Source organism: Actinomadura sp. NTSP31, assembly GCF_041951385.1.
Classification (GTDB): domain Bacteria; phylum Actinomycetota; class Actinomycetes; order Streptosporangiales; family Streptosporangiaceae; genus Spirillospora; species Spirillospora napierensis.
Map to the genome: position 1 here is coordinate 25,325 of NZ_JBGNUT010000002.1, position 23,589 is coordinate 48,913.

General features: G+C 73.6%; 22 protein-coding genes. 12 read left to right on the forward strand and 10 right to left on the reverse strand.

Annotated elements, in window-relative coordinates; genetic code table 11:
* Positions 1 to 54: 54 nt before the first annotated feature.
* Positions 55 to 552 carry a DUF6221 family protein gene (locus tag ACA514_RS02950; RefSeq protein ID WP_375039405.1) on the forward strand — a complete coding sequence of 166 codons (498 nt, stop codon included), beginning with the start codon at positions 55 to 57 and terminating at the stop codon, positions 550 to 552.
* Between the two features lie 76 nt (positions 553 to 628).
* Here ACA514_RS02950 and ACA514_RS02955 read toward each other — a convergent pair whose 3' ends face one another.
* Positions 629 to 1,660 (reverse strand): glycoside hydrolase domain-containing protein, encoded by a 1,032-nt coding sequence (locus ACA514_RS02955; RefSeq protein ID WP_375039406.1) that lies wholly within the window; start codon positions 1,658 to 1,660, stop codon positions 629 to 631.
* Positions 1,661 to 1,886: 226 nt separating this feature from the next.
* Between ACA514_RS02955 and ACA514_RS02960 the strand changes: the two genes are divergently transcribed.
* Both ACA514_RS02960 and ACA514_RS02965 read left to right on the forward strand, forming a co-directional pair.
* Positions 1,887 to 2,903 (forward strand): hypothetical protein, encoded by a 1,017-nt coding sequence (locus tag ACA514_RS02960; protein WP_375039407.1) that lies wholly within the window; start codon positions 1,887 to 1,889, stop codon positions 2,901 to 2,903.
* Between the two features lie 44 nt (positions 2,904 to 2,947).
* Complete coding sequence (locus ACA514_RS02965; protein ID WP_375039408.1) at positions 2,948 to 3,874, forward strand: LLM class F420-dependent oxidoreductase; 927 nt, start codon at positions 2,948 to 2,950, stop codon at positions 3,872 to 3,874.
* A gap of 230 nt (positions 3,875 to 4,104) precedes the next feature.
* Here the strand turns inward: ACA514_RS02965 and ACA514_RS02970 are convergent, their stop codons facing one another.
* Positions 4,105 to 5,835: an MFS transporter gene (locus ACA514_RS02970; protein WP_375039409.1), complete on the reverse strand. Its 1,731-nt coding sequence runs from the start codon at positions 5,833 to 5,835 to the stop codon at positions 4,105 to 4,107.
* Between the two features lie 170 nt (positions 5,836 to 6,005).
* Between ACA514_RS02970 and ACA514_RS02975 the strand changes: the two genes are divergently transcribed.
* Positions 6,006 to 6,746 (forward strand): TetR/AcrR family transcriptional regulator C-terminal domain-containing protein, encoded by a 741-nt coding sequence (locus ACA514_RS02975; protein ID WP_375039410.1) that lies wholly within the window; start codon positions 6,006 to 6,008, stop codon positions 6,744 to 6,746.
* 18 nt (positions 6,747 to 6,764) lie between these two features.
* On the opposite strand, the gene ACA514_RS02980 is transcribed toward ACA514_RS02975, so the two are convergent.
* Positions 6,765 to 7,613 (reverse strand): TIGR02452 family protein, encoded by an 849-nt coding sequence (locus tag ACA514_RS02980; RefSeq protein ID WP_375039411.1) that lies wholly within the window; start codon positions 7,611 to 7,613, stop codon positions 6,765 to 6,767.
* Between the two features lie 263 nt (positions 7,614 to 7,876).
* Between ACA514_RS02980 and ACA514_RS02985 the strand changes: the two genes are divergently transcribed.
* Genes ACA514_RS02985 through ACA514_RS02995 form a run of 3 tightly spaced genes read left to right on the forward strand, consistent with a single transcriptional unit; the run spans position 7,877 to position 12,926 of the window.
* The gene (locus ACA514_RS02985; RefSeq protein WP_375039412.1) at positions 7,877 to 8,908 is read left to right on the forward strand and encodes a DUF3152 domain-containing protein; all 1,032 of its coding nucleotides are present in this window, start codon (positions 7,877 to 7,879) and stop codon (positions 8,906 to 8,908) included.
* A gap of 38 nt (positions 8,909 to 8,946) precedes the next feature.
* Positions 8,947 to 10,374, forward strand: a complete 1,428-nt coding sequence (locus ACA514_RS02990) for a 3' terminal RNA ribose 2'-O-methyltransferase Hen1 (protein ID WP_375039413.1) — start codon at positions 8,947 to 8,949, stop codon at positions 10,372 to 10,374.
* Positions 10,371 to 12,926, forward strand: coding sequence for a polynucleotide kinase-phosphatase (locus ACA514_RS02995; RefSeq protein ID WP_375039414.1), 2,556 nt, complete (start codon positions 10,371 to 10,373; stop codon positions 12,924 to 12,926). The genes ACA514_RS02990 and ACA514_RS02995 overlap by 4 nt, the downstream gene beginning before the upstream one ends.
* 86 nt (positions 12,927 to 13,012) lie before the next feature.
* Here the strand turns inward: ACA514_RS02995 and ACA514_RS03000 are convergent, their stop codons facing one another.
* From ACA514_RS03000 to ACA514_RS03010, 3 genes are all read right to left on the reverse strand, one after another.
* Positions 13,013 to 13,267, reverse strand: coding sequence for a zf-TFIIB domain-containing protein (locus ACA514_RS03000; RefSeq protein ID WP_375039415.1), 255 nt, complete (start codon positions 13,265 to 13,267; stop codon positions 13,013 to 13,015).
* Between the two features lie 116 nt (positions 13,268 to 13,383).
* Positions 13,384 to 14,310, reverse strand: coding sequence for a phosphotransferase family protein (locus tag ACA514_RS03005; protein ID WP_375039416.1), 927 nt, complete (start codon positions 14,308 to 14,310; stop codon positions 13,384 to 13,386).
* Positions 14,311 to 14,340: 30 nt separating this feature from the next.
* A complete protein-coding gene (locus tag ACA514_RS03010) occupies positions 14,341 to 16,047 on the reverse strand; it encodes an AMP-binding protein (protein WP_375039417.1) in 1,707 nt (568 codons plus the stop codon).
* A gap of 133 nt (positions 16,048 to 16,180) precedes the next feature.
* Here ACA514_RS03010 and ACA514_RS03015 point away from each other — a divergent pair, with 133 nt between their 5' ends.
* Positions 16,181 to 17,020 (forward strand): MBL fold metallo-hydrolase, encoded by an 840-nt coding sequence (locus tag ACA514_RS03015; RefSeq protein ID WP_375039418.1) that lies wholly within the window; start codon positions 16,181 to 16,183, stop codon positions 17,018 to 17,020.
* Positions 17,021 to 17,044: 24 nt separating this feature from the next.
* Here ACA514_RS03015 and ACA514_RS03020 read toward each other — a convergent pair whose 3' ends face one another.
* Positions 17,045 to 17,536, reverse strand: a complete 492-nt coding sequence (locus ACA514_RS03020) for an Lrp/AsnC family transcriptional regulator (protein ID WP_375039419.1) — start codon at positions 17,534 to 17,536, stop codon at positions 17,045 to 17,047.
* Positions 17,537 to 17,642: 106 nt separating this feature from the next.
* On the opposite strand from ACA514_RS03020, the gene ACA514_RS03025 reads away from it, so the two are divergent.
* Positions 17,643 to 18,935, forward strand: coding sequence for an MFS transporter (locus ACA514_RS03025; RefSeq protein ID WP_375039420.1), 1,293 nt, complete (start codon positions 17,643 to 17,645; stop codon positions 18,933 to 18,935).
* Here the strand turns inward: ACA514_RS03025 and ACA514_RS03030 are convergent.
* Together ACA514_RS03030 and ACA514_RS03035 are read right to left on the reverse strand one after the other, a co-directional pair.
* Positions 18,842 to 19,159, reverse strand: a complete 318-nt coding sequence (locus tag ACA514_RS03030) for a hypothetical protein (RefSeq protein WP_375039421.1) — start codon at positions 19,157 to 19,159, stop codon at positions 18,842 to 18,844. The genes ACA514_RS03025 and ACA514_RS03030 overlap by 94 nt on opposite strands.
* Positions 19,160 to 19,341: 182 nt before the next feature.
* Positions 19,342 to 20,109, reverse strand: a complete 768-nt coding sequence (locus ACA514_RS03035) for a helix-turn-helix transcriptional regulator (protein ID WP_375039422.1) — start codon at positions 20,107 to 20,109, stop codon at positions 19,342 to 19,344.
* 100 nt (positions 20,110 to 20,209) lie between these two features.
* Here ACA514_RS03035 and ACA514_RS03040 point away from each other — a divergent pair, with 100 nt between their 5' ends.
* The gene (locus tag ACA514_RS03040) at positions 20,210 to 21,391 is read left to right on the forward strand and encodes an MFS transporter (RefSeq protein ID WP_375039423.1); all 1,182 of its coding nucleotides are present in this window, start codon (positions 20,210 to 20,212) and stop codon (positions 21,389 to 21,391) included.
* 63 nt (positions 21,392 to 21,454) lie between these two features.
* Positions 21,455 to 21,715, forward strand: a complete 261-nt coding sequence (locus ACA514_RS03045) for a sigma factor-like helix-turn-helix DNA-binding protein (RefSeq protein ID WP_375039424.1) — start codon at positions 21,455 to 21,457, stop codon at positions 21,713 to 21,715.
* On the opposite strand, the gene ACA514_RS03050 is transcribed toward ACA514_RS03045, so the two are convergent.
* The gene (locus ACA514_RS03050) at positions 21,705 to 22,586 is read right to left on the reverse strand and encodes a LysR family transcriptional regulator (protein WP_375039425.1); all 882 of its coding nucleotides are present in this window, start codon (positions 22,584 to 22,586) and stop codon (positions 21,705 to 21,707) included. The genes ACA514_RS03045 and ACA514_RS03050 overlap by 11 nt on opposite strands.
* Positions 22,587 to 22,667: 81 nt before the next feature.
* Between ACA514_RS03050 and ACA514_RS03055 the strand changes: the two genes are divergently transcribed.
* Complete coding sequence (locus ACA514_RS03055) at positions 22,668 to 23,525, forward strand: oxidoreductase (protein WP_375039426.1); 858 nt, start codon at positions 22,668 to 22,670, stop codon at positions 23,523 to 23,525.
* The last annotated feature ends 64 nt before the right edge of the window (positions 23,526 to 23,589 follow it).

Sequence of the window (23,589 nt, forward strand, 5' to 3'; positions counted from 1 at the left end):
GGTCGTGGCAGGATCGTCCCGGGTCCATGGCGGTTGCGCGTGATGGGGACGGCGTTGAGCGATCTGGTGGAGTTCGTGCGGGCACGGCTCGCCGAGGACGAGAGCACGGCGCGCTGGGCGGCCGACTACCGGACCCGCCCGAACGGCGGCCCGGACCTGTCGGGGGACGAGCGCTGGCAGTGGGTGGACCCGGGCAGCGGGGCGCGGCTCAGGCTGGGCCGGCGGCCCATGGACCACATCCAGAGGCCCGTCTCGATGCGGAGCGTCAACACCTACCCGTGGCAGAGCCGTCCGGGATTCGGGCCGCACCACGTGCTGGACGTGCCGTTCGTCAAGGAGGGCACCGCGCTGCACATCGCCCGGCACTCGCCGGCCCGGGTGGTGGCGGAGGTCCGCGCCAAGCGGCTGCTGCTCGACCTGCACCGGCCGGACGGCCGCGGTGCCTGCGCGGGATGCGGTGAGCCTGCCGCTGCGGAGGGGTGCACGACGGTGCGGCTGCTGGCGGCGCCGTACGCGGACCATCCCGCGTACCAGCGGGCCTGGGCGGTCTGAGCCCGGCCGCCGGTACGGCAGCGCGAGGCCGGTCGCCGCACCGGCGGGGGGCGCGCCGGTGCGGCGACCGAGGCGGCTACCGCCAGAAGAACACCTTGGCGCCGCCGCCGCTCGCGACCTTGGCCGCCGCCTTGCCGTGCTGGGCGACCTGGAAGCGCAGCCGGTAGCCTTCGCCGATGGTGTCGGCGCCGAGCGAGTACACGATGTGGGTCTGGTCGCCGGCCGACACGTAGTCCTGGACGGGCCCGCCGGTGACCTTGCTGTCGTCCTCGGCGTCGACCTCGACCGCGCGGGCCTGGATCAGCGTGCCCGCCGGCACGCCGGTGACGGTCACCGCGGCGGTCAGGGAGTAGTAGGCCGAGCCCCACAGGACGCTCGGGCCGCCCGCGTCGCTGTGCTGGTGCTCGGAGTCGGCGTAGTCGTGCTGCCAGCTCACGTTGGTCCACTGGCCGGCGGGCAGCTGCTGCTCCTTGTTCGTGCCGACGGACACGTAGCTCGGCATTTCGTCGTCCTCCTCGGGCGAGACGCCGACGCGCCACTGCCCATAGTCGTCCTTCACGGCGCGGTCGTAGTCGAGGCCGACGCCGTTGATCGTGTGGTCGTTGGAGTACTGCTGGAGCTGGGCGCGCGCGTCCCAGCGGCCGCCCGACCAGGCGTAGGTCTGCCAGCCGTAGGTGATCTTCCCGGCGTCGAACGCCCGGTTGACCGGGCCGTACCCGGCGTACAGCCCGACCCGGTCGCGGCCGAGGACGGACGCGGCGCCGTCGAGGTAGGCGTTGATCTCGTCCTGCTGCGCGGCGGAGGCGTCCCAGTCGACGGCGAAGTAGACGGGCCGGTCGTCCGGCATGCCGCAGGCCGCGGCCTGGCTCGCGGCGTCCTCGGCGTCCGCCTTCCCGGCGGCCCTGCCGTCCAGCGCCCGGTTCGCGGTGGTCTCCCACACCACCACCAGCCACAGGCCGGCGTCCGACAGCTCGTCCGCCTCCGCGCGGGTCAGGTTCTTGCCGGTGGTGTCGTGCGAGAGGTACCGGCACGCGAACTTCACCCCGGCGCGTTTCAGCGCGGCCGCGCCGGGGCGTCCCCACGCGTAGTCGACGCCGAAGACAGCCATGTCAACTCCATGGTTCGGATCCAGGTCATCGCCGATTCAACAGCTTGTGCCCTTTTCGCCGCAGGAGATTCGCGAGGTTGATCGCCCGGAAGAGACCGTTCCGCCCGATGTGACTGTCCGTGACGACACGCCGACGTGGCGCTAGCGGAATCCCCGCGCGCTCGCTACAACGGACCCTGTCCGCAAGAAGGCACAGGCCACAGGGGGTTCCACGGTGATCCGGAAGATGACGGGGCGCGTCGGCGCCCGGGGGTTCGCGGTGCTGGCCGCCGCCCCGCTGCTGGGGGTGGCGCCGCCGGCCGCGCACGCCGACGGCCCGGGGCCGTCCGGCGGCAAGGGCCATCACGGCCACAAGAGCGGCCAGGGCAAAGGGCAGGCGCACGCCAAGCCGCACAAGCGGCCGGTCAAGCAGAAGAAGCCGGCGCGGTCGGTGCGGCTGCACACCAGCGGCCCCGGAAAGACCGTCGTCCCGGGGCGCACGTACGACTGGCCGTTCGCGGTGACGGCGAAGGGGCCGGGCAAGGCGGGCCGGGCGGTGTTCCGCGCGACGCTGCCGAAGTCGCTGGAGTTCGTGTCCGGACGGCGCGACTGCGCGGCGAGCGGATGGACGGTCGAGTGCGACCTCGGTCCGGTCCGGGCGGGGGAGACGGTCGCCGGGATGATCCGGGCGAAGGTCTCCAGGAGCGCCAGGCCGGACGAGACGCTGCGGATGCCCGCGACGGTCACCTGGCGCACGAAGCGCGCCGCCGCGGACTTCCCCGTGGCGCGCGTCGCCCGGACGGCCGACCTCGTCATGTCGAGGACGGCCCCGGCGACCGCCCGGACCGGCACGGCGATCCCGTACGAGCTGAAGATCCGCAACCGGGGCCCGGCCACCGCCGAGAACGTGTTCGTCCGCGCGAGCGGGCCGGTGCGGCTGTTCACCGGGAACGCCGCGTGCATCCCCGAGGACACCGGGTTCGTCTGCGGGGTCGGCGCGCTGCGGCCCGGCGAGACGCGGACGCTGCGGTTCAAGGTGATGCCGGCCGGGAACGTCCGGGCCGGGAAGGTCCTGAGGTACCGGTCGCGGGTGACCTCGTCGACCATGGACCTCAACCCGCGCAACAACGCCGCGTCGATGCGCACCAGGCTCACGGCCGCGAAGGCCCCCTCGAAGAAGGGTCCGTCCACGAAGGCGGAGAGCAAGCCGTCGAAGAAGGCGCACGCGAAGAGCCCCCAGCCGAAGCGGGGGACGGACGGGTAGGTCCGGTGGCGCGGGCAGGGACGCGGGCGTACGAAAATGGGCCCATGCGTCTACGGATCTTCACCGAGCCCCAGCAGGGGGCCAGCTACGAAACACTGCTGTCGGTCGCCAAGGCGGCGGAGGACCTCGGGTTCGACGCCTTCTTCCGGTCCGACCACTACACCAAGATGGGCGACGTTTCGGGCGAGCCGGGCCCGACCGACTCCTGGGTCACGCTGGGCGCGCTGGCCCGCGAGACGAGCCGGATCAGGCTCGGCACGCTGGTCACCGCCGGCACGTTCCGCTACCCGGGCCCGCTGGCGATCTCGGTGGCGCAGGTCGACCAGATGAGCGGCGGCCGCGTCGACTTCGGCATCGGTACGGGCTGGTTCGAGGAGGAGCACGCCCACTACGGCATTCCGTTCCCCAGCCTGAACGAGCGGTTCGAGCGGCTGGAGGAGCAGCTCCAGGTCGTCACGGGGCTGTGGAGCACGCCGACGGGGGAGACGTTCTCCTTCGCCGGGAAGCACTACACGCTGACCGACTCGCCGGCGCTGCCGAAGCCGGCGCAGGCGGGCGGCCCGCCGGTGATCCTCGGCGGTGCCGGGCCGAAGCGGACGCCGCGCCTGGCCGCCGCCTACGCCGACGAGTTCAACGTGCCGTTCCACCAGCTCAAGGACACCGGCGGCGCGTTCGACCGGGTCCGGGCCGCCTGCCGGGAGGCCGGGCGGACGAAGCCGATGGTGTACTCCGCCGCCCAGGTCGTGTGCTGCGGCAGGGACGAGGCGGAGATCGCGCGCCGCGCCGAGGCCATCGGCCGCGAGGCCGGCGAGCTGCGGCAGAACGGCCTGGCGGGCACCCCGGCCGAGATCGTGGAGAAGATCGGGCAGTTCGGGGAGCTGGGCGCCGAGCGGCTCTACCTGCAGGTCCTCGACCTGAGCGACCTGGAGCACCTGGAGCTGCTGGCGTCGGAGGTGCTCGCCAAGCTCTGACGCGGTCCGGCGGACGGCGACGTCCCCGACGTCCCCGGCGTCCCCGGCGTCCCCGGCGGACACGGCGGACGGCCCGCGGCGGGGCGTGCGCTCCATGGAGGGGCGCTCGTCCTCGCCGCGGGCCGTTCTCCGGGGTTGCCGGGCCGGGATCGCGGGGCCGCGGGCCGTCGGGCCGGGGGATGCCGGGCCGGGAGCCGCCGGAGCCGTGGGGCCGCCGGAGGCCGGGGCCGTCAGGCGGCCGCGAGCTGCGTGCCGCCGCCGTCGGCGTCCTGCGGGCGGGCGTGCTTCGGCAGCAGGAACACGGCCAGGAAGGTCAGGCCGAGCATGCCGATCACGATCCACAGCGTGATCTTCATGGCGCCGGTGAAGCCGGCCTCGGCCGCGTGCTCCGCGTCCGCCGCGACCGCCTTCTGGATCGCGGGGGCGGAGGCGGGCGCGGCCGCGATCGCCGCCTTGACGCCGTCCTGCATGCGCGCGCAAGAGGCCGGCACGGCCTCGGCGTCCTTGGCGGTGGCGCGGTCGCGGCCGCACTCGCGCAGCCCCGCCACGATGCGGTCCTGCTGCGCGGCCGGGACGGACACCGCGGCGAGCTGCCGGCGCAGCCCGGCCGACCCGTCGTCGGCCGCGGTGGCGACGTGGCCGCCGAGCAGCCCGAAGAAGACCGTGCCGAGGACGGCGGCGCCGAGCGAGCTGCCGAGCTGCTGGATCGCGGTGAGGGTGCCGCCCGCGGAGCCGGCCTCGGCGGGCTCGACGCCCGCCAGGGCGGTGTCGAAGAACGGCGCCATCAGCAGCCCCATGCCGAGCCCGACGACGAGCAGGGACGGGAGGAGCTGCCAAGGGGTGACGCCGGTGCCCGCGAGTTGCAGCGTGGCGTACATCCCGGCGATGCCGCCGGCCATGACGAGGGAGCCGCCCTGGATGACCGTGCGGCCGAACCGCTGGACGGCCTGGGCCGCGCCGAAGCCGAGGACGATGCCGGCCGACCACGGGATCTGCGACAGGCCCGCCTTCAGTGGGGAGAAGCCGAGGCCGAGCTGGAAGAACAGCGAGAGCACCAGCCCGATGCCCGCCATGGCGGTGAAGAACACGATGCCGACGACGAGCCCGCCGGTGAAGCCGCGCTTGCGGAACAGGCTCGGGATGATGAGCGGGTCGCCGCCGGCGCGCTGCTTGCGCGTCTCGTACCAGGCGAAGGCCGCCCAGACGAGCAGGGACGCGGCGATCATCGCGAACGTCCAGGCGGGCCAGTCCAGCTCGCGGCCCTGCACCAGCGGGTAGATCAGCAGCCCGGCGCCGAGGGAGGCCAGCGCGGCACCGGTGAGGTCGAGCCGGGAGGCGTGCGGGGACCGTCCGGAGGGCAGGAAGCGCAGGCCGGCGAGCACGGCGGCCAGGCCGAGCGGCAGGTTGATCAGGAAGATCATCCGCCAACCGGTGCCCCACAGGTCGGCGTCGATCAGCCAGCCGGCCAGCACCGGGCCGCCGACCGACGACAGCCCCATGACCGGGCCGAACGCGCCGAACGCGGCGCCCATCTCCTTCTCGCTGAACATCTGCTTGATCATCCCGATGCCCTGCGGCAGCATCAGCGCGCCGAACAGGCCCTGCGCCAGCCGGGCGCCGATCAGCATGCCGGGCGAGACGGCCACGCCGCACAGCAGCGAGCCCGCGGTGAAGCCGGCCGCGCCGACGATGAACATCTGCTTGCGGCCGTACAGGTCGCCGAGCCGGCCGCCGGTGATCACCCCGACCGCCATGGCGAGGGTGTAGCCGGCCGCGAGCCACTGGATGGTGGCGGCGGAGCCGCCGAGTTCGGCGCGGATGGTGGGGGAGGCGATGTTGGTGATCAGGGCGTCCAGCATGTCCATGACCTCGCCGGCGAGGATCACGAACAGGGCGGCCCAGCGCCAGCGGTAGCCCGCCGTGCCGGTCGCCCCGGCGGGGGACTGCAGTGTCTCGGTCATGGTCGTCTCCATCGGGGGAACACCGTTCGTTAACTACGAACACTGTTCTACGATGGGAACGGCGTTCGTGTCAAGTACGATGTTCGTGACGTGGATTTGTCTCTCAGGTAGAGAAGATATATCGCGTTTCCGGAAAGTCAAGATGTATCGCGAAATGGGGAGGTCCCGAGGTGGCCAGCGCACGTCCGGAGATGCCGACGCCGCCGGGCCGCCGGCCCCGCAGGCCCGCGCCGACCCGGCAGCCGCTCTCGCAGGACCTCGTCGTGGAGACGGCGATCGGCGTCCTGGACGCGGAGGGGCTGGAGGCCGTCACCATGCGCCGCGTCGCGCAGGAGCTCGGCACCGGACCGGCGTCCCTCTACGCGCACGTCGCGGACAAGCAGGAGCTGCGCGAGCTGATGCTCGACCGCGTCGCCGCCGAGATCAGGCTGCCCGCGGAGCCCGATCCGGCCCGGTGGCGCGAGCAGCTGAAGGAGGTCGCGATGGAGATCCGCCGCGTCTACACCTCGCACCGCGACATCGCGAAGGTCTCCATGGGGCTGATCCCGACGGGCCCGAACCTGCTCGCCATCGCCGAGGCCCAGCTCGGCCTCATGCTCGCGGGCGGCGTCCCGCCGAAGGTCGCCGGCCTCGCCGTCGACACGCTGGGCATGTACATCGACGCCGACGCCATCGAGGACACCTTCTACACCGCGACGCTCCCGGCCGACGTCGACCCGTGGGAGCACTTCCAGAAGTACGTCGACCAGATTCGCGACTACCTCAAGGCCCTGCCGACCGACCGGTACCCCCACCTCGTCGCGCTGGTGGACGACCTCACCGACCAGGGCGGCGCCGAGCGCTTCGAGTTCGGCCTGGACGTCCTGCTGCGCGGCATCGCCTCCTACATCGAGGACGGCGGCCGGAAGTAGGCCGGCCCGGGACGGGCGTCAGCCGAAGACGCGGTTGAACGCGTTGCGCCTGGGGGTGTCCTTGGCGGACTCCCACACGGCGAAGACGACCTGCTCGAACCGGTTCTCGAACTCGCCGCCAGGCCCGAGCGGCCCGGCGAACGCCTCCGCCACCTCGGCGGGGTCGTTGCGGAACACGCCGCAGCCCCAGGCGCCCAGGACCAGCCGGCCGTGCCCGCGGGCCAGCGCCACCGCGAGGACCTTGCGCGCGCGCACACCCAGCACCTCGGGGATCCGCTCCGCCGTGGCCGCATCGCGGATCGCGCCCCGGTTGGGGGCCGGCGAGGTCAGGAACGCGACCTCGTACGGCTCGTCCAGCAGCCGCCCCGCGTCGGTGCGGATCACCGGCACGTCCGGGGAGTAGATCATGTGGTCGCTGTAGAGCAGGTCGCCCTGCGCGCGGTGGAACTCGTAGTACTCCGGCGCGGCGCGCAGCGACGGGTAGAGGCCCGACGAGCGCGCCAGGCCCTCCTCCTGCGCGTGCGCGCCGTTCAGGAACCCGCCGCCGGGGTTCTTGGCGGAGGCGAAGTTGAGCGCCATCGGGACCTTGCCGGGCGCGCGCAGGCGCCGCGCCGCCGCCAGGGTGGTCTCATCGGTCACCTCGATGCGGGTCTTCCCGCCGTCCTCGGGACCGGCGCCGGGCGCGGGGGCGGGGAGCCGGCGGAGGAGGGCGTCCAGTTCGTCCGGGCGGTACAGGACGGTGTCGCGCACGCAGCGCGCGAGGCTCTCGGCGATGGAGACGGTGTGCCCGGCCGGGGCATGGTAGTCGCCGCGTTCGAGGATGGCCACGGTCTCCTGCGCGACCATCCGGCGGGGATGTCTGCTCATGTCGCTCCGGATTGTGGTGGTCCGGGGCGGCGCACCGCAAACCCTTTTCGCGGCCATGCCATCACGCTTCGTGGCTGCGAAGAGATGCCAGAGATGCTGCTATAGGTCCCTCTACCTGGGGATTTGTGGGAAAAGATCATATTTCGACTACTTTCTGGCATGCTGGCTGCGCAATGCAGCCTCCAATGCAACCTCCACGATCGCGACAGGACCGGCGCCGGGCGTCGTCCCACCGCCGGGGCGCGCCCCCGGCCCCTCCGCCCATGCCGTACGCCCAGCCGGGGCCGCCGCTCCCGCCGGAGAACGCGTACCCGCCGCCTCCTCCCGCACCGGGCGGCGGCGGACGCGGCGGCGGCCGCAGGCGGAACGAGGGCGGCGGACGCGGTGGAAGAGGCGGACGCGGCGGACGCGGCCGGCGCGGCAGACCCGGCGGGTACGGCGGGAGCGGCGCGGGCTCGGGCGACTGGCTCGGCGACGACCTCGATCGCGAGTTCGAGGGCGCCCGGCGGACCCGGCTGCGCGGCGTCGTCGTCTGCGTGACCGCCCTGGTGCTGGTCGCGCTGGCCGGCCTCGGCGCGATGGCCTACCTGACCTTCGGCGGCGGGTCCAAGCCCACGGGCGGGCCCGCGCCGCAGCCGCAGACCAGCACGGCCCAGAGCGATGCCCGGGTCGAGGCGGAACCGTCCGACGAGCCCGTCGTCAAGCCCGAGCACTCCCTCTACATCCCCGCGAAGGGCACCGGGAAGTTCCTCCTGCCCGCCTCCGGGAGCCGCGTGTTCGGGCACGGCAAGATCATGCGCTACATGGTCGAGGTGGAGGGCGGCCTGCGGCAGAACCCCACCGCGTTCGCGCGCAGCGTCGACAAGATCCTCGCCGATCCGCGCGGATGGGCGGCCAGCGGGAAATGGGGGTTCCAGCGCGTCACCTCCGGCCAGTACGACTTCGTGGTCCAGCTCGCCTCGCCGAAGACCGTCGACAAGATCTGCGGCTCGTACGGCATGACGACGAACGGCACGGTCAACTGCAGCGGCGGCAAGCAGGTCGTCGTGAACCTGAAGCGGTGGCTGCTGCTGACCAAGTACTACCAGGGCAAGGCCGACCAGTACCACGCGCTGACCATCAACCACGAGGTCGGCCACCGGCTGGGCTTCGGCCACATGACCTGCCCCGGGCGCGGCCGTCCGGCCCCGGTGATGATGCAGCAGATCTACGGGCTGAAGGGCTGCCGGATCAACCCGTGGCCCTACGACGCGCACGGCCGCTTCCTGACCGGGCCGTCCGTCCGCGGAAAATGAATTAGGGGCACCTCGCCCGGTTCCGCCAGACTCGTGGCGTGCTTCTGACGATCAGTACGACCCTGGACCAGGCGACCGATCTGGGCTTCCTCCTGCACAAGCACCCCGGGCGGGCCCAGAGCTTCGGGCAGTCCTTCGGCACCGCGCACGTCTTCTACCCCGACGCGGACGACACGCGTTGCACGGCGGCGCTGCTGCTGGACGTCGACCCCGTCAAGCTCGTGCGCACACGAGGCAGGGGCACGCCTGACTTCTCGCTCGGCCAGTACGTGAACGACCGTCCGTACGCGGCGTCCTCCCTGCTGGCGTCCGCGATGGCTGGCGTCTTCCGCACCGCCATGCGCGGCCGGTGCGACCTGCGGCCGGAGCTGGCGGAGACCGCGATCCCGCTCGAGATCGTGCTGCCGGCGCTGCCGTGCCGCGGCGGCCCGGGCCAGGCCGAGCGGTTCTTCGCGCCGCTGGGCTGGGACGTGACCGCCGAGCCCGTGCCGCTCGATCCGCAGTTCCCCGAATGGGGCGACTCCCGGTACGTCACGCTGACGCTCACCGGCCGGATGCGCCTCGCCGACGCGCTCAACCAGCTCTACGTGCTGCTGCCCGTACTGGACGACGCCAAGCACTACTGGATGGCGCCGGACGAGGTCGACAAGCTCATCCGGGCGGGGGAGGGGTGGCTCGCGACCCATCCGGACAGAGCGGCCATCACCCGCCGCTATCTCGCGAACAGGCGTGCGCTGGTGCGGGCCGCGCTCGGACGCCTGGCCGACGCCGAGGACGCACCCGAGGACGCGCTCGACCCGGTGGAGGTGGAGGAGGAGCCCGCGCGCGCGGACGACGGCACGCCGGCGGACGAAGAGGCCCCGGTCACCCTTGCGGAGCGGCGGATCCAGGCGGTCGTGCAGGCGCTGCACGAAGAGGACGCAGGCCGCGTCATCGACCTGGGCTGCGGATCGGGAAAGCTCCTGGCGCGCCTCGTCCGAGACGACTTCTTCAGCGAGATCTCCGGTACGGACGTCTCCTATCGCGCGCTGGAGGGAGCGGTACGCCGCCTGCGGCTGGACAAGCCGCAGCACCGCCCCAACAAGCGCGTGCAGGACGTCTTCCAGAGCGCCCTCACCTACACGGACGAACGCTTCCGCGGTTACGAGGCGGCCGTGCTGATGGAGGTCGTCGAGCACATCGACCCGCCGCGCCTCGGCGCCATGGAGCAGGTCGTGTTCGGCCACGCGGCGCCCCGCGTCGTCGTCGTGACGACGCCCAACGCCGAGCACAACGTCCGCTACGAGGGGCTGGCGCCCGGCGCCATGCGCCACCCCGACCACCGTTTCGAATGGACCCGCGCGGAGTTCCGCGCATGGACGGACCGCGTCGCCGCCGCCTACGGCTACCGCGTCCGCCACGTGCCGGTCGGCGACGACGACCCCGAGGTCGGCGCGCCGACGCAGATGGGAGTGTTCACCCGATGACCGAGATCCGGGTGCCGGAGATGGGCCTCGTCGTGCTGGTCGGCGTGACCGGGTCCGGCAAGTCGCATTTCGCGCGCAAGCACTTCGAGCCGACGCAGGTGGTGTCGTCCGACCACTGCCGCGCCATGGTGTCCGACGACGAGAACGACCAGTCCGCCACCGGCGACGCGTTCGACCTGCTGCACTACATCGTGGGCAAGCGGCTGCGCCGCGGGCTGCTCACCGTCGTGGACGCGACCAACGTGCAGAGCAAGGCGCGCCAGTCGCTGCTGCGGCTCGCCAAGGAGCACGACGTGCTGTCGGTGGCGATCGTCCTGGACGTCCCTGAGCGGCTCGCTGCCGAACGGAACGCCGTCCGACCCGACCGGGACATGCCCCCGCACGTCATCCCGCGCCAGCGGCGCGAGCTGAGCCGCGGGCTGCGGACGCTGAGCCGCGAGTTCCGGCGCTCCTACGTGCTGTCCGGGCCCGAGGAGATCGACGCGGCGACGATCGTCCGCGAGAAGGCGTGGAACGACAGGCGGGAGCTGACCGGCCCCTTCGACATCGTCGGCGACGTGCACGGATGCCGCGCCGAACTGGAGGAGCTGCTCGGCGACCTCGGCTACGGGATCGAGCGGGACGCGCAGGGCCTGGCCGTGGACGCGAACCACCCGGGCGGGCGCACCGCCGTCTTCGTCGGGGACCTGGTCGACCGCGGCCCGGACTCGCCGGGCGTGGTCCGGCTCGTCAAGGGGATGGTGGAGGCCGGGAACGCGCTGTGCGTGTCCGGAAACCATGAGGCGAAACTGGTCCGGGCCCTGCGGGGCCGCCAGGTGCGGCTGTCGCACGGGCTCGCCGAGTCGATGGAGCAGTTCGGCGCCGAGCCCGAGGAGTTCCGCGACGGCGCGCTGCGCTTCATGGACGGGCTCATCAGCCACTACGTCCTCGACGGAGGCCGTCTTGTCGTCGCCCACGCCGGGCTCAAGGAGGACTACCACGGGCGCGCGTCGGGCCGTGTCCGCTCGTTCGCGCTGTACGGCGACACCACGGGCGAGACCGACGAGTACGGGCTGCCCGTCCGGTACCCGTGGGCGCGCGACTACCGCGGCAAGGCGATGGTGGTGTACGGGCACACTCCCGTCCCGGACGCCGAATGGATCAACAACACCATCTGCCTGGACACCGGCGCGGTGTTCGGCGGCAAGCTGACCGCGCTGCGCTACCCGGAGCGCGAACTGGTCTCCGTCCCCGCGCACCAGGTCTGGTACGAGCCGGCGCGCCCGCTGGGACCGGCGTCGGCCGCCGCGCCGGGCGGGCACCGCGAGAGCGACGTCCTGAAGATCGACGACGTCCTCGGCAACCAGGGCGTCGAGACCCGGATGATGGGACGCGTCACCGTCCGCGAGGAGAACGCGCTGGCCGCGCTGGAGGTGATGAGCCGGTTCGCGGTCGATCCGCGATGGCTCGTCTACCTGCCGCCCACGATGGCGCCCGCGGCCACCTCGCCCCTGCCCGCCCATCTGGAGCACCCGGCCGAGGCGCTCGCCGCCTACCGGGACAAGGGCCTGGTGCGGGCGATCTGCGAGGAGAAGCACATGGGCTCGCGCGCCGTGGCGGTCGTCTGCCGCGACGCGTCCGTGGCGCAGGCCCGGTTCGGTGTGGACGACGGGACGACCGGCGCGCTCTACACCCGCACGGGGCGGTCCTTCTTCCGCGACGCGTCCGCCACCGAGGAGGTGCTCGACCGCGTCCGCTCCGCGATCGGCGCCGCCGGGCTGTGGGACGAGCTGGACACCGGATGGGTCGTGCTGGACTGCGAGCTGCTGCCGTGGTCGGCCAAGGCCATGGACCTCATCCGCACCCAGTACGCCGCGACCGGCGCGGCGGCCCGTGCGGCACTGCCGATGGCGTCCGACGTCCTCGCGCGCGCACACGAGCGCGGCCTCGACGTCGGCGGGCTCCTTGAGCACATCGACCGGCGCAAGGCCAACGCGGCGCGCTTCCGCGACGCCTACGCGCGCTACTGCTGGCCCGTCGACGGGCTCAAGGGCGTCCGGCTGGCGCCGTTCCAGGTGCTCGCCGCGGAAGGCCGCTCGCTCGCCGTCGCACGCGACCACGACTGGCACATGAGCGTGGCCGCCGCGCTCGCGGAGGCCGACCCCACCGGGCTCCTCCAGCGGACGGAGTCGGTGACCGTGGACCTCGCCTCACCGGAGTCCGAGGCCGCCGTGACCGAATGGTGGGAGAAGCTCACCGCATCGGGCGGGGAGGGCATGGTCGTCAAGCCGCTCGGGCCCCTCCCGGAGGACGCGAAGATCCAGCCGGGCGTGAAGTGCCGGGGCCGCGAGTACCTGCGGATCATCTACGGGCCGGACTACACCGAGCCGGACAACCTCGACCGGCTCCGCGGCAGGTCGCTCGGCCGCAAGCGCTCCCTGGCGATGCGCGAGCACGCCCTGGGGATCGAGGCCCTCGACCGGCTCGCCGGAGGGGAGCCGCTCTGGCGCGTCCATCAGGCCGTCTTCGCCGTCCTGGCGCTGGAGTCCGAACCGGTCGACCCGCGCCTCTGAGCCGCTGCGGACGGCGTGGCTGCGGACGGCGTGCGACGGCCCGGATATGACTGCGGCCCGCCTCCCAGGGGGCGGGCCGCGGGCCGTCAGGTCGAGAAGAGCATGTGGAAGACGCCGCCATGGTGCGGCGCATGGTGGCCGTGGTGATGGTGGTGCACGGAGGGCGCGGGGGCGCCCCAGCCGGGCGTGGGCGGCGCGGCGCGGTAGCGGGACTCCATCTGGCCGAGGGCCTCGAGCTCGCCGTAGTCGAGGAAGATGCCACGGCAGTTGTCACACTGTTCGATGTGGACGCCGCTGCGGTTGTAAGTCCGCATCAATCCATGACACTTAGGGCAGTGCATCGCCTTGTCATCCTTCCGCTATGGATCCCCAGGTAGAGGCTAAATGTAGGGCAGGTTCCGCGCCACGTCATGCGCGCCGTCATGCGCGCCGCCGGGCGGGCGGGTCATGCGGGCGGTCATGCCGCGTTCCCCGCCGCGGAGATTCTGCCGCAGGCGTCGACCATCGCCTGCTCCGGTCCGTCGAGTGGCCGATCGTCCCTCCTCGCGGATATGACGCATGTGGCCGCGATCTGGATCGCCAGAGTTCGTGCGGGAATGTCCAAGGTCGCCCAGGGATCGTCGCCATCGGGGACGGCGGGCCCGCCGGCCGCGACGTAGGCGTCGAGGAAGCTCAGCCATTCGTCGGGGTGCAGGACGCCCGACAGGTACAGCGCGGCCGGACGGGCCAGGTCCCATGCGGGGTCGCCCTTGCCGAGGTCCTCGATGTCGATCAGCCGCCAGCGCCCGTCCCGCGCGCGCACCATCTGGCCGAGGTGCCAGTCGCCGTGGATGAGGCACTCCGCGCGTTCGGGGCGGGCTTCCCCCGCCCCTTCACCGCGGATCCAGGCGGGCAGCGTGGTGAACGCGCGCCGCACCTCGTCTTCGGCTGGGCCGTCACCCAGCCGCGCTACCTGCGTGGCCACGCGCGTGGGGCGTCCCCAGGGCGGTGCGTCCGTCGGCATGGGCGTGGCATGGAGCGAGGCCAGAAGCCGCCCGGCGTCCTCCCAGGGAAGCTCCTCATGCGGATCCACCGGTTCTCCGTACAGGGAGAGCGTCACCGTACGGCCGTCCACGTTCGATGGCGATCCGAGCGGCCCCAGCAGGAGGTCCGGTAGGGAGGCCGCCACCTTGATGCGTTGAAGGAACGGCTCCCCGTACTCGCGACCGGGCTGATGCGCCTTCACCACGACGTCGTCCAGCCGCACCACCAGGACGCCGTGACGGTCATACAGCGTCTCCGGTTCGAGGGGCGCGTCCGAAGCGCGCGCGGCGACGCGGGACGAGTCGCGCCCGATCTCGACGAGCCGGTCGAAGAGCTCCGGCGGGGCGGTCTCGGTCTCCACGGGACCAGTCAACCACCCGGCGGGCGCCGCCTACGCGGGGGAGTTCACCGACTCGTCGCGCAGCTTGCGCCGGACGACCTTCCCCAGGACGTTGCGGGGCAGGTCGGTGCGCGGCCGGAACTCGGCGGGCACCTTGTAGTGCGACAGGTAGCGCTCGCAATGCCGCCGCAGCTCGTCCGCCGAGAACGGGTAGGCGGGATGCTCCACCACGTGGGCGATGACGCGTTCGCCGCGCCGCGCGTCCGGCCCGCCGACCACCGCGCAGTCGTGGACGGCGGGATGGCGCCGCAGGACCTTCTCCACCTCGGACGGGAAGACGCTGAAGCCGCTCACCTTGATCATGTCCCGCTGGCGTTCCAGGATGGTGATGAAACCGTCCTCGTCCATCACCGCGATGTCACCCGTCCGGAGCCATCCCTTCGACAGGGTCTGCGCGGTGGCGAGCGGCGCGTTCCAGTAGCCCGCGAACACCTGCGGGCCGCGCACGACCAGCTCGCCGGGCTCGCCGGGCGGCAGGTCCCGCGTCGGCTCCTCGACGTCCACGATGACGGCGTCGGTCATCGGCAGCGGCAGCCCGACCGTCAGGTTCCGGGCGCCGCCGCCCAGCGGGTTGCCCGTGACCGCCGGGGACGCCTCCGTGAGCCCGTAGCACTGGATCAGCCCGCGCGCCCCCAGCTCCTCGAAGCGGTCGATGGTCCGCTGCCCGAGCGCCATCGCGCCGCAGATGTACACGCGCAGCGACCGCAGGTCCGACGCGCGGAACCGCGGGCTGTCCAGCACCTGCTCGTACAGCGTTGGCACGCCGGGGAAGACCGTCGGACGGTACTTGCGGATCGCGCGCAGCACCCGGTCGCTGTCGAAGCGCGGCAGGAGCACCACCGCGCCCGCCGTCATCGCGGGCGCGATGAGGCAGCTCATCAGGCCGAACGAATGGAACAGCGGCAGGACCCCGAGCGTGACGTCCTGGCCCTCCTGCCCGCCCGTGTCCCAGGCGTGCTGCTGGCAGGCGTTGGCAATGAGGTTCCGGTGCGTGAGCATGGCGCCCTTGGGCCGGCCCTCCGTCCCGCCCGTGTACTGGATCGCCGCCAGGTCCCGCGACGGGTCCACCGGAAGCTGCCGCACCTGCCGCTGCGGGGCCTTCTGCAGCTCACGGAACGGGACGACCCCGGCATCGTCCGGCACGTCCGCGGTGATGGCCGCGCGGCGCCGCTGCGCCTGCACCAGCGGGAGCCGCAGCAGGGCGCGCCGGACCGGCGGCAGGTAGTCGACCAGCGACGTGACGACGATGTGCTCCAGCCGCAGCCCGCCGCGCACCGCCCGCACCGTCGCGTAGGAACGATCCAGGACCACGGCGACGCGGGCGTCGCAGTCCGCGAGCTGGTGCAGCATCTCCTCCTCGGTGTACAGCGGGTTGTGCTGGACGGCGATCGCCCCCCGCCGCAGCACCCCGAAGAAGGCGATCACCAGCTGCGGGCAGTTCGGCAGGATCAGCGCCACCCGGTCGCCCGGCTGCACGCCGAGCCGGTGCAGCCCGTCGGCGAACCGGTCCGCGGCGTCCCGCAGCTCGCGGTAGTCGATCCGCCGGCCGAAGAAGACCAGCGCGGTCCGCCGCGGGTGCCGCTCCGCGGCGTCGTCGAGCAGCCGCGTGACGGGGACGTCCGGGATCCCGACCTCGGAGGGGACCCCCGGCTGATAGCTCCGCCGCCACGGGAGTGATCTTTGTGACGAGGGCCACATATTCGAGAATTCAACCATGCCTCCCGCGATCCCGGAACTGGTCGGAGGCCCCCCGGTTCCCTGGCCCTCGGCCGCCGCATGGGCCGGCGCGCCCGGGGTAGGGGCCATCGACCGGAAGCGGAGAGGGGGAACGATGCCTGAAGACACGGCCGCGCTGACCTTCGTCGGGAACGCGACGACGATCATCCGGTACGGCGGCGTCACGCTGCTGACCGACCCGAACTTCCTGCGCCGGGGCGAGCGCGCCGACCTCGGCCACGGCCTCAGCAGCAAGCGGGTGAAGGACCCGGCGATCAGCGTGGACGAGCTGCCCGAGCTCGACGGCGTCGTCCTCTCCCACCTGCACGGCGACCACTGGGACCCGGTCGCGGAGCGGCACCTGGACCGCCGGCTGCCGATCCTCACCACCGGCGCCGCCGCACGCGCGCTGCGCGACCGCGGGTTCGGCGAGGCCGCGGGGCTGCGCACCTGGCAGACCGAGGAGATCGCCAAGGGCGACCACCGGATCCGGATCACTGCGCTGCCGGGCCGGCACGCGCCCGGCCTGCTCCGCCACGTCCTGCCGCCCGTCATGGGCTCCCTGCTGGAGTTCGGCCCGGTCGGCGGCGAACCGCGCTTCCGGCTGTACATCAGCGGCGACACGCTGATGTACGACGAGATCGCCGAGATCGGCCGCCGCTACCCCGACATCGACGCGGGCGTCGTGCACCTCGGCGGCACCCGGCTGCTCGGCCTGCTCACCGTCACCATGGACGGTCGGCAGGGCGCGCAATGGCTGGAGACCAGCGGCTGCGCCACCGCCGTCCCGGTCCACTACGACGACTACACGGTGATGAAGTCGCCGCTCTCGGACTTCGACAAGGAGGTCGGCCGGCGCGGCATGGCCGCCCGGCTCCGCCACGTCGAACGCGGCGGCACCATCACCCTCGGCCGCGCGGAGCACAGGGCCCCGTCGCCGGCGCCCCACCGCTGAGGCTGGCCGGGGGGCCCGCTCAGGTCAGCGGGTCCAGCCCTGCGAGGGGGTCACCGTGCGGGTCCCGAGGGCGGGCGGTTCGACGGCGCGGGCCTCGTACGCGGTGGACAGGACGATGTGGGAGTTCATCTCGCCGTGCTCGCCGAGCCGTTCGAGGAGCCCCTCGAGATGCGGCAGGGACGCGACCCGCACCTTGAGCATCGAGCACCAGTTCCCGCTGAGCTTGTGGACCTCGGTGACCTCGGGCAGGTCCTCGGCGGCGGTCGTCTTCAGCAGGCAGCGGCCGAGGGCGCAGCGCATCTGCACGAACGCGGTCAGCGGCTGCCCGACCCGGGCCGGGTCGATCCGCGCCTGGTAGCCGGTGATCACCCCGGACTCCTCCAGCCGCCGGACCCGCTCGGCCACCGCCGGCGCCGACAGGTTGACGCGCGCCGCGAGCCGGTTGAACGACAGCCGCCCGTCCCGCTGGAGTTCGGCGATGATGCGCCAGTCCGTCCGATCGAGCTCCCGATCCATTCGCAAGGTTCCTTCCCGGAAGGTGCTTCCAACCTAGAAGCGAGACCCCGCGAACGCCATAGATCGTCCCTTCATCGCGCCGCCGGACCTTTCTAGCGTCAAGGGCATGAATCCGACCCTGGACGGGCGCGCCTCACGGGTGCGTCCGATGGCGGCGCTGTGCGCGGGGACCGCCCTCATGAACGCGGCCATGTCGATGGCGAGCGCGGCGGGCACGCTCGCCGCCGCCGACCGGCTGGGCGCCGGCTGGGGCGGGGTCCCCGCCACCGCCGGGATCGTCGGGACGGGCGCCGGCGCGCTCGCGCTGACCCGGTCGGCGCGCCGCCTGGGCCGGCGCCGGGGGCCGGCCGGCGGCTACCTCGCCGCCGCGGCCGGCTCCTGCCTGGCAGCCGCCGGCGTCGCACGCGGTGACCTGGTCGCCCTCTGCGCCGGCATGCTGATGCTCGGCCTCGGCAACGCCGGCGCGCAGCTCTCCCGCTACGCCGCCGCCGACCTGTACCCAGCCGGCCGGCGGGGCTCCGCGATCGGCCTGGTCGTGTGGGCCGCGGCCGTCGGCGCCGTCGGCGGTCCGCTGCTGCTCGACCCGTCCGGCGGGGTGGCCCGCGCACTGGGCCTGCCGCCGCTGGTGGGACCCTTCCTGCTGGCGTTCCTGACCACCGCCGCCGCCGCTGCCGCGACCGCCACCGCTGGTGCGGCCCCGGGCGCCGACCCTCCGGCCCCCGGGCCCGGGGTCTCGGTGCGGAGCCTGCTCCGGGGACCGGTGACGCGGCCGGCGCTGGTGGTGATGGTCACCGCGCAGGTCGTCATGGTCGCGGTGATGACGGCGGCGCCGCTGGCGATGCGGATGGACGGGGACGGCCTCGGCATGGTGGGGATGACGCTGTCGGCGCACACGCTGGGGATGTTCGCGCTGTCCCCGGTGACGGGACGGCTGGTCGACCGCTGCGGGGCGCGGCCGGTGATGATCGCCGGGGTGGCGGCGCTGGCCGGCTCGACAGGGCTCGCGGCGACCGGAGGCGGCGCGTGGACGCGCACCGCGGCGCTGTTCCTGCTCGGCTACGCCTGGAACCTGTGCTTCGTCGGCGGCAGCGGGCAGCTGGCCCGCGAGCTGCCCGCGTCCGAGCGGGCCGACATCGAGGGCACGGTGGACGCCGCCGTGTGGACGATCGCCGCCGCGTCCGGCCTGCTGTCCACGGTCGTGATGTCGGCGGCCGGATACGGGGTCCTCGCCGGCACGTTCTGCTGCCTCGCCGTGCTGGCGGGGACCGCCCTGCGGCATCCGGCCCCGGTGCCGCGGGGGACCGGTCAGGGATTCGGGACGGCGTCGCGGGCGGCGTCGCGGACGGCGGCGTCGCGGGCGCCCTCGATGCGGCCCCGGACGAGGCGCGGATGGAAGTAGCTGATGGGAACGCGGCCGGTCCCGGAGACGCAGAGGATCTGGAAGCCGTTGCGGCCGTCCTCGTCGGGGACGGCGAAGCCCTCGGGGACGAACATCCCCTCGGCGGTCATCGCGGTGAACCACCGGCCGAGCTCGAACTCGTCGGGGAACGCCTCCAAGCCCGCGCCGCGGCGGCCCAGCGTGTAGTGGACCTCGTAGCGGCAGCCGCCGGGCGGGAACGTCATATCCGGCCCGTCCCGCGGCACACGTTGCACGTCTCGCCGGTGGCGGTGCTCGTCCCGGTGCCTTCGCAGCCGGGGCAGGCGCGGGTCGCCGGCTTGGTGTGCTTGCCCACGTCCACCACCTCCCCGGCCTTCATCCTAGGCGCTGGCGCGGCGAACGCGGGGCGTCCTTGCGGCAGCCGGGCTCAGTGCAGCAGGAGGCGTCCGTCCACGCGGGCGCGGTGCGTGCCGGGCGTGTGGCCGAACGTGCGGCGGAACGCGTCGATGAACGCGCTCGCCGACGCCCAGCCGGACCGGTGCGCGACGGTCGTCACCGGCAGGCCCTCGGCGAGCAGCACCATGGCGTGGTGCAGGCGCAACTGCGCCCGCCACTGCGGGAACGTCATGCCGAGCTCGGCGCGGAACAGCCGGGTGAGGGTGCGCTCGCCGGCTCCTGCGCGCGCGCCCAGCTCCGCGAGCGTGCGGTCGTCGGCGGGGTCGTCGCACAGCATCCGGCACACCGTCGCGAGCCGCGGGTCCCGCGCGGACGGAACGTAGTCGGCGTACCGGGGCGCGCGGGCGACGCGGTCGAGCAGGACGTTCCGCAGCCGCACCCATTCGGCGCCGTCCCGGTCGTCGGCGGGGACGTCCGTGCAGGCCACGATGAGCTCGCGGAGCAGCGCGTCCACCCCGAGGACGGCCGGGCGGGCGAGGCCGAGCGGGTCGCGGGCCGCCGGGACGCCGACGAGCCGCAGGTCGGCGCCGCCGAACGCGCGGTACTGGTGGACGGTCCCGGCCGGGATCCACAGCGCCCGCGCCGGGGAGGCCAGCCAGATCCCGGCGTCGGTGGTGGCCGACAGCACGCCGGAGCCCGCGTAGGCGAGCTGGTGGTCGTCGTGCCGGTGCGCGTCGATCTCGCCGCCGGGCGGCAGCGGCCGCAGGCCCGTGTCGGCGCGCGGGGTGTGGCGGCTCATCGGTTCAGGGTACGCACGCCCACCGACATGGCGGTTCACCGACATGATGTGGCGAAATATCGGAAGCGCGACACGGACGGCCGGGACGAGGCTGGCCGGTATGAACCGCCGAGCCCCCGTCGTGCTGCTGTCGGCCGGACACGCCTGCGTGGACGTCTACCAGGGCGCCGTGCCCGCGATCGTCCCGTTCCTCGTCACCGGCCGGCACTACAGCTACGTCGCCGCGTCCGGCATCGTGCTGGCCGCCACGCTGCTGTCCTCGGTCGTCCAGCCCGCGTTCGGGATGCTCACCGACCGGTGGGCGATGCCGTGGCTCGTCCCCGCCGCGACGGGCGCGGCGGGGCTCGGCGTCGCGCTGTCGGGCGTGTCCGACGCCTACCCCTTGACCTGGGCGGCGATCGCGCTGTCCGGGCTCGGCGTCGCCGCCTACCACCCCGAGTCGGCGCGGATCGCGCGGGCGGTGACGGGCGGCGACCACGCCGGGATGAGCTGGTTCTCGCTCGGCGGCAACCTCGGGTTCGCCGCGTCCCCGCTGCTGGTCACGCCCGTCCTCGCGGCGGGCGGCCTGCACGCCACACCGTGGCTGGCGGTCCCGGCCGTCCTCGGGACGGTGCTCAGCCTCACCGCGATGCGCCGCGCCACGTCCGGCGCCGCGGACAGGAGGGGCCCGGTTCACGGCCGCGACGACTGGCCGATGTTCGTCCGGCTGGCCCTGGTCGCGCTGTGCCGCTCGATCGTCTTCTTCGGCCTCGGCACCCTGCTCGCCGTCGTCGCTCGGCAGCGCACCGGCGGCGGCGCCGACGCGGGTGCGGTCGCGCTGTTCGTCCTGTTCGCCGGGGGCGCGGTCGGGACGGTCCTCGGCGGCCGCCTCGCCGCGCGGTGGGGGCGCGTGCGGTCGCTGCGCGCCGCCTACGTGCTGGCGGTCCCGTCGGTCGCGGGCGTCGCGCTCGCCCCCTCGTACACGATCTACGCGTTCGTCGCGCTGACCGCGATCGCGCTGTACACCCCGTTCTCGCTCCAGGTGACGCTCGGCCAGGACTACCTGCCGCGCCGCGTCGGCACCGCCAGCGGCGTCACGCTCGGCCTGGCCGTCAGCGCCGGCGGCGTCGTCAGCCCCGCCGTGGGCGCGCTCGCCGACGCCGCGTCCCCGCGCGTCGCGCTGCTCCCGCTCATCGCCCTCCCGGCCGTAGCGTGGCTACTCGCCCGCTCGCTGAACGAGCCCACCCCCCTGGAAGCCCCCGCCACACCCCACCAAGACCCCCGCCCCTCACTCCACCGTTAGCTCTTCCTTAAAGACGGCATAAGGGGGGTGCCTGGGGGGGCGGTCCGGTGCGAAGTTCGTTGCGTGGCACTGCGAATGGGCAAGCACACCGGTTCGTTCGCCCCCGGCGGTCCGGGGGAGCGGACGCCCGACGCGGCGGTCGCCAGGGCCTTCCAGGCACTGCCGCCGGCGCACCGCGAGATCCTCACCGAGACGGTCTTCCGCGAGCGCTCGGTCAACGAGGCCGCCGCCCTGCTGGGCGTGCCGGTCGACGTGGTGAAGGTCCGGGTCTACCGGGCGCTGCGCGCCCTGCACGCGACCCTGGGCCCGCCCGTCACCCGCTGACCAGGCCCCGGACGACCGCCGCGAACGAGCTGACCAGCGCGCCGTCCGCGCCGTCGGCCCAGGCGAGGGCGACGCGCAGCGGCTCGACGCCGGTGAGTGGCACCCACACCAGGCCGGGCCGCGTGTAGTAGCGGGCCATGCTGGACGGCGCGAAGCAGATCGCGGTGCCCTCGGCGACCTGTTCGAGCATCTCCTCGACGTTGTCGTTGGTCGGCCCCCAGCGCGGCTCGGACCCGTCCGGGCGCGGGTTGACCGCCCACCAGTCCACCCACTCGCGCGGCGCCCGTTCCGTCCACAGGAGCGGCTCGTCCTTGACGTCGAGGATGCCGACGGCCTCGCGGCCGGCGAGCGGGTGGCCGGCCGGCAGCCCGACGATCCGCGGCTCGGTGTGCACGACCTCGGCGTGCAGGCCGGTCAGGTCGGCCGGCAGCCACACGAACGCCACGTCGACCTCGGCGGAACGCAGCGCGTCCGCCTCGCCGCCCCAGTCGAACCGCTTGGGCTCGACCCGGACGCCGGGGTGGGCGCGGGCGAACTCGGCGCGCGCCCGCGTGGTCAGCTCCCCGGCGCCGCTCGCCTCGAACCCGACGCGCAGCACCCCGGTCTGGCCGCGCCGGTGCCGTTCCGCCGCCGCCGTGACCCGCTCGGCCTGGCGGACGGTCCGGCGGGCCTCGGCGACGATCTCGAGACCGGCGGCGGTGGCGGTGACGCCGCCCGCGTGCCGGTCGAACAGCCGGACGCCGAGTTCGGACTCCAGCCGCCGCAGCGCGTAGGAGAGCGCCGGCTGGCTGACGAACAGCGACTCGGCGGCCCGGCCGAGGTTGCCGGCGTCCGCGATCGCGACCAGGTACCGCAGCTGCCGCAGCTCCATGCTGCGATGATAAAGGTTCTTTATCGGACATGTTGATCTCTGTCTTGGACGCCGGACGCGGGCGGCTGCGATAAACGGGGCATGACGAACGAGACTGTGAACACGGACGGACGGGTCTGGCTGATCACCGGGGCGACCTCGGGCTTCGGGCGGGCGATCGCGGAGGCGGCGCTCGCGGCGGGTGACACGGTGGTCGCGGCGGCGCGCCGCCCGCAGGCGCTCGCCGACCTGGCCGAGCGGTACCCCGGCCGCGTCAACGCGGTCGCGCTGGACGTCACCGACCAGCCGGGCATCGCGGACGTGGTCGCCGACGTGCTGCTGTGGCACGGCCGGATCGACGTCCTGGTGAACAACGCCGGGCGCGGCCTGGTCGGCGCGGTGGAGGAGACCACCGACCGCGAGCTGCGCGACCTGATGGACCTGCACTTCTTCGGCCCCGCCGCGCTGACGCGGGCGGTGCTGCCGCACATGCGCGCCCGGAAGTCGGGGGCGATCGTGCAGATGACGAGCCAGGGCGGCCGGCTGTCGTTCCCCGGCGTCGGCGGCTACTCGGCGACCAAGTTCGCGCTGGAGGGCCTGTCGGAGGCGCTCGCCGGGGAGGTCGCGCCGTTCGGCATCAAGGTGATGATCGTGGAGCCGGGCGCGTTCCGGACGTCCTTCGCCGGCGGCGGCGCGCTGCAGATGGCCGCCGAGATGCCGGAGTACGCCGACACCGTCGGCCGGGTGCGCACCGGTCTGCCGGACAGCGACGGCAAGCAGCCCGGCGACCCGGCGAAGGCCGCGGCGGCCATCCTGACCGCGCTGGACGCCGACGACACGCCGCTGCGGCTGCCGCTCGGCAGCGACGCCGCGGAGGCGGTCGCCGCCAGCCTCGACGGCCTGCGGAAGGAGTTCGCGGCCTGGGAGCCCCTGACCCGCAGCACCGATTTCGACGAGTAGGGGATCGGGACGGCCCGCCGCGCGGCGGGCCGTCCCGAATAAATGCGTTGCGGCGGCGGAACCG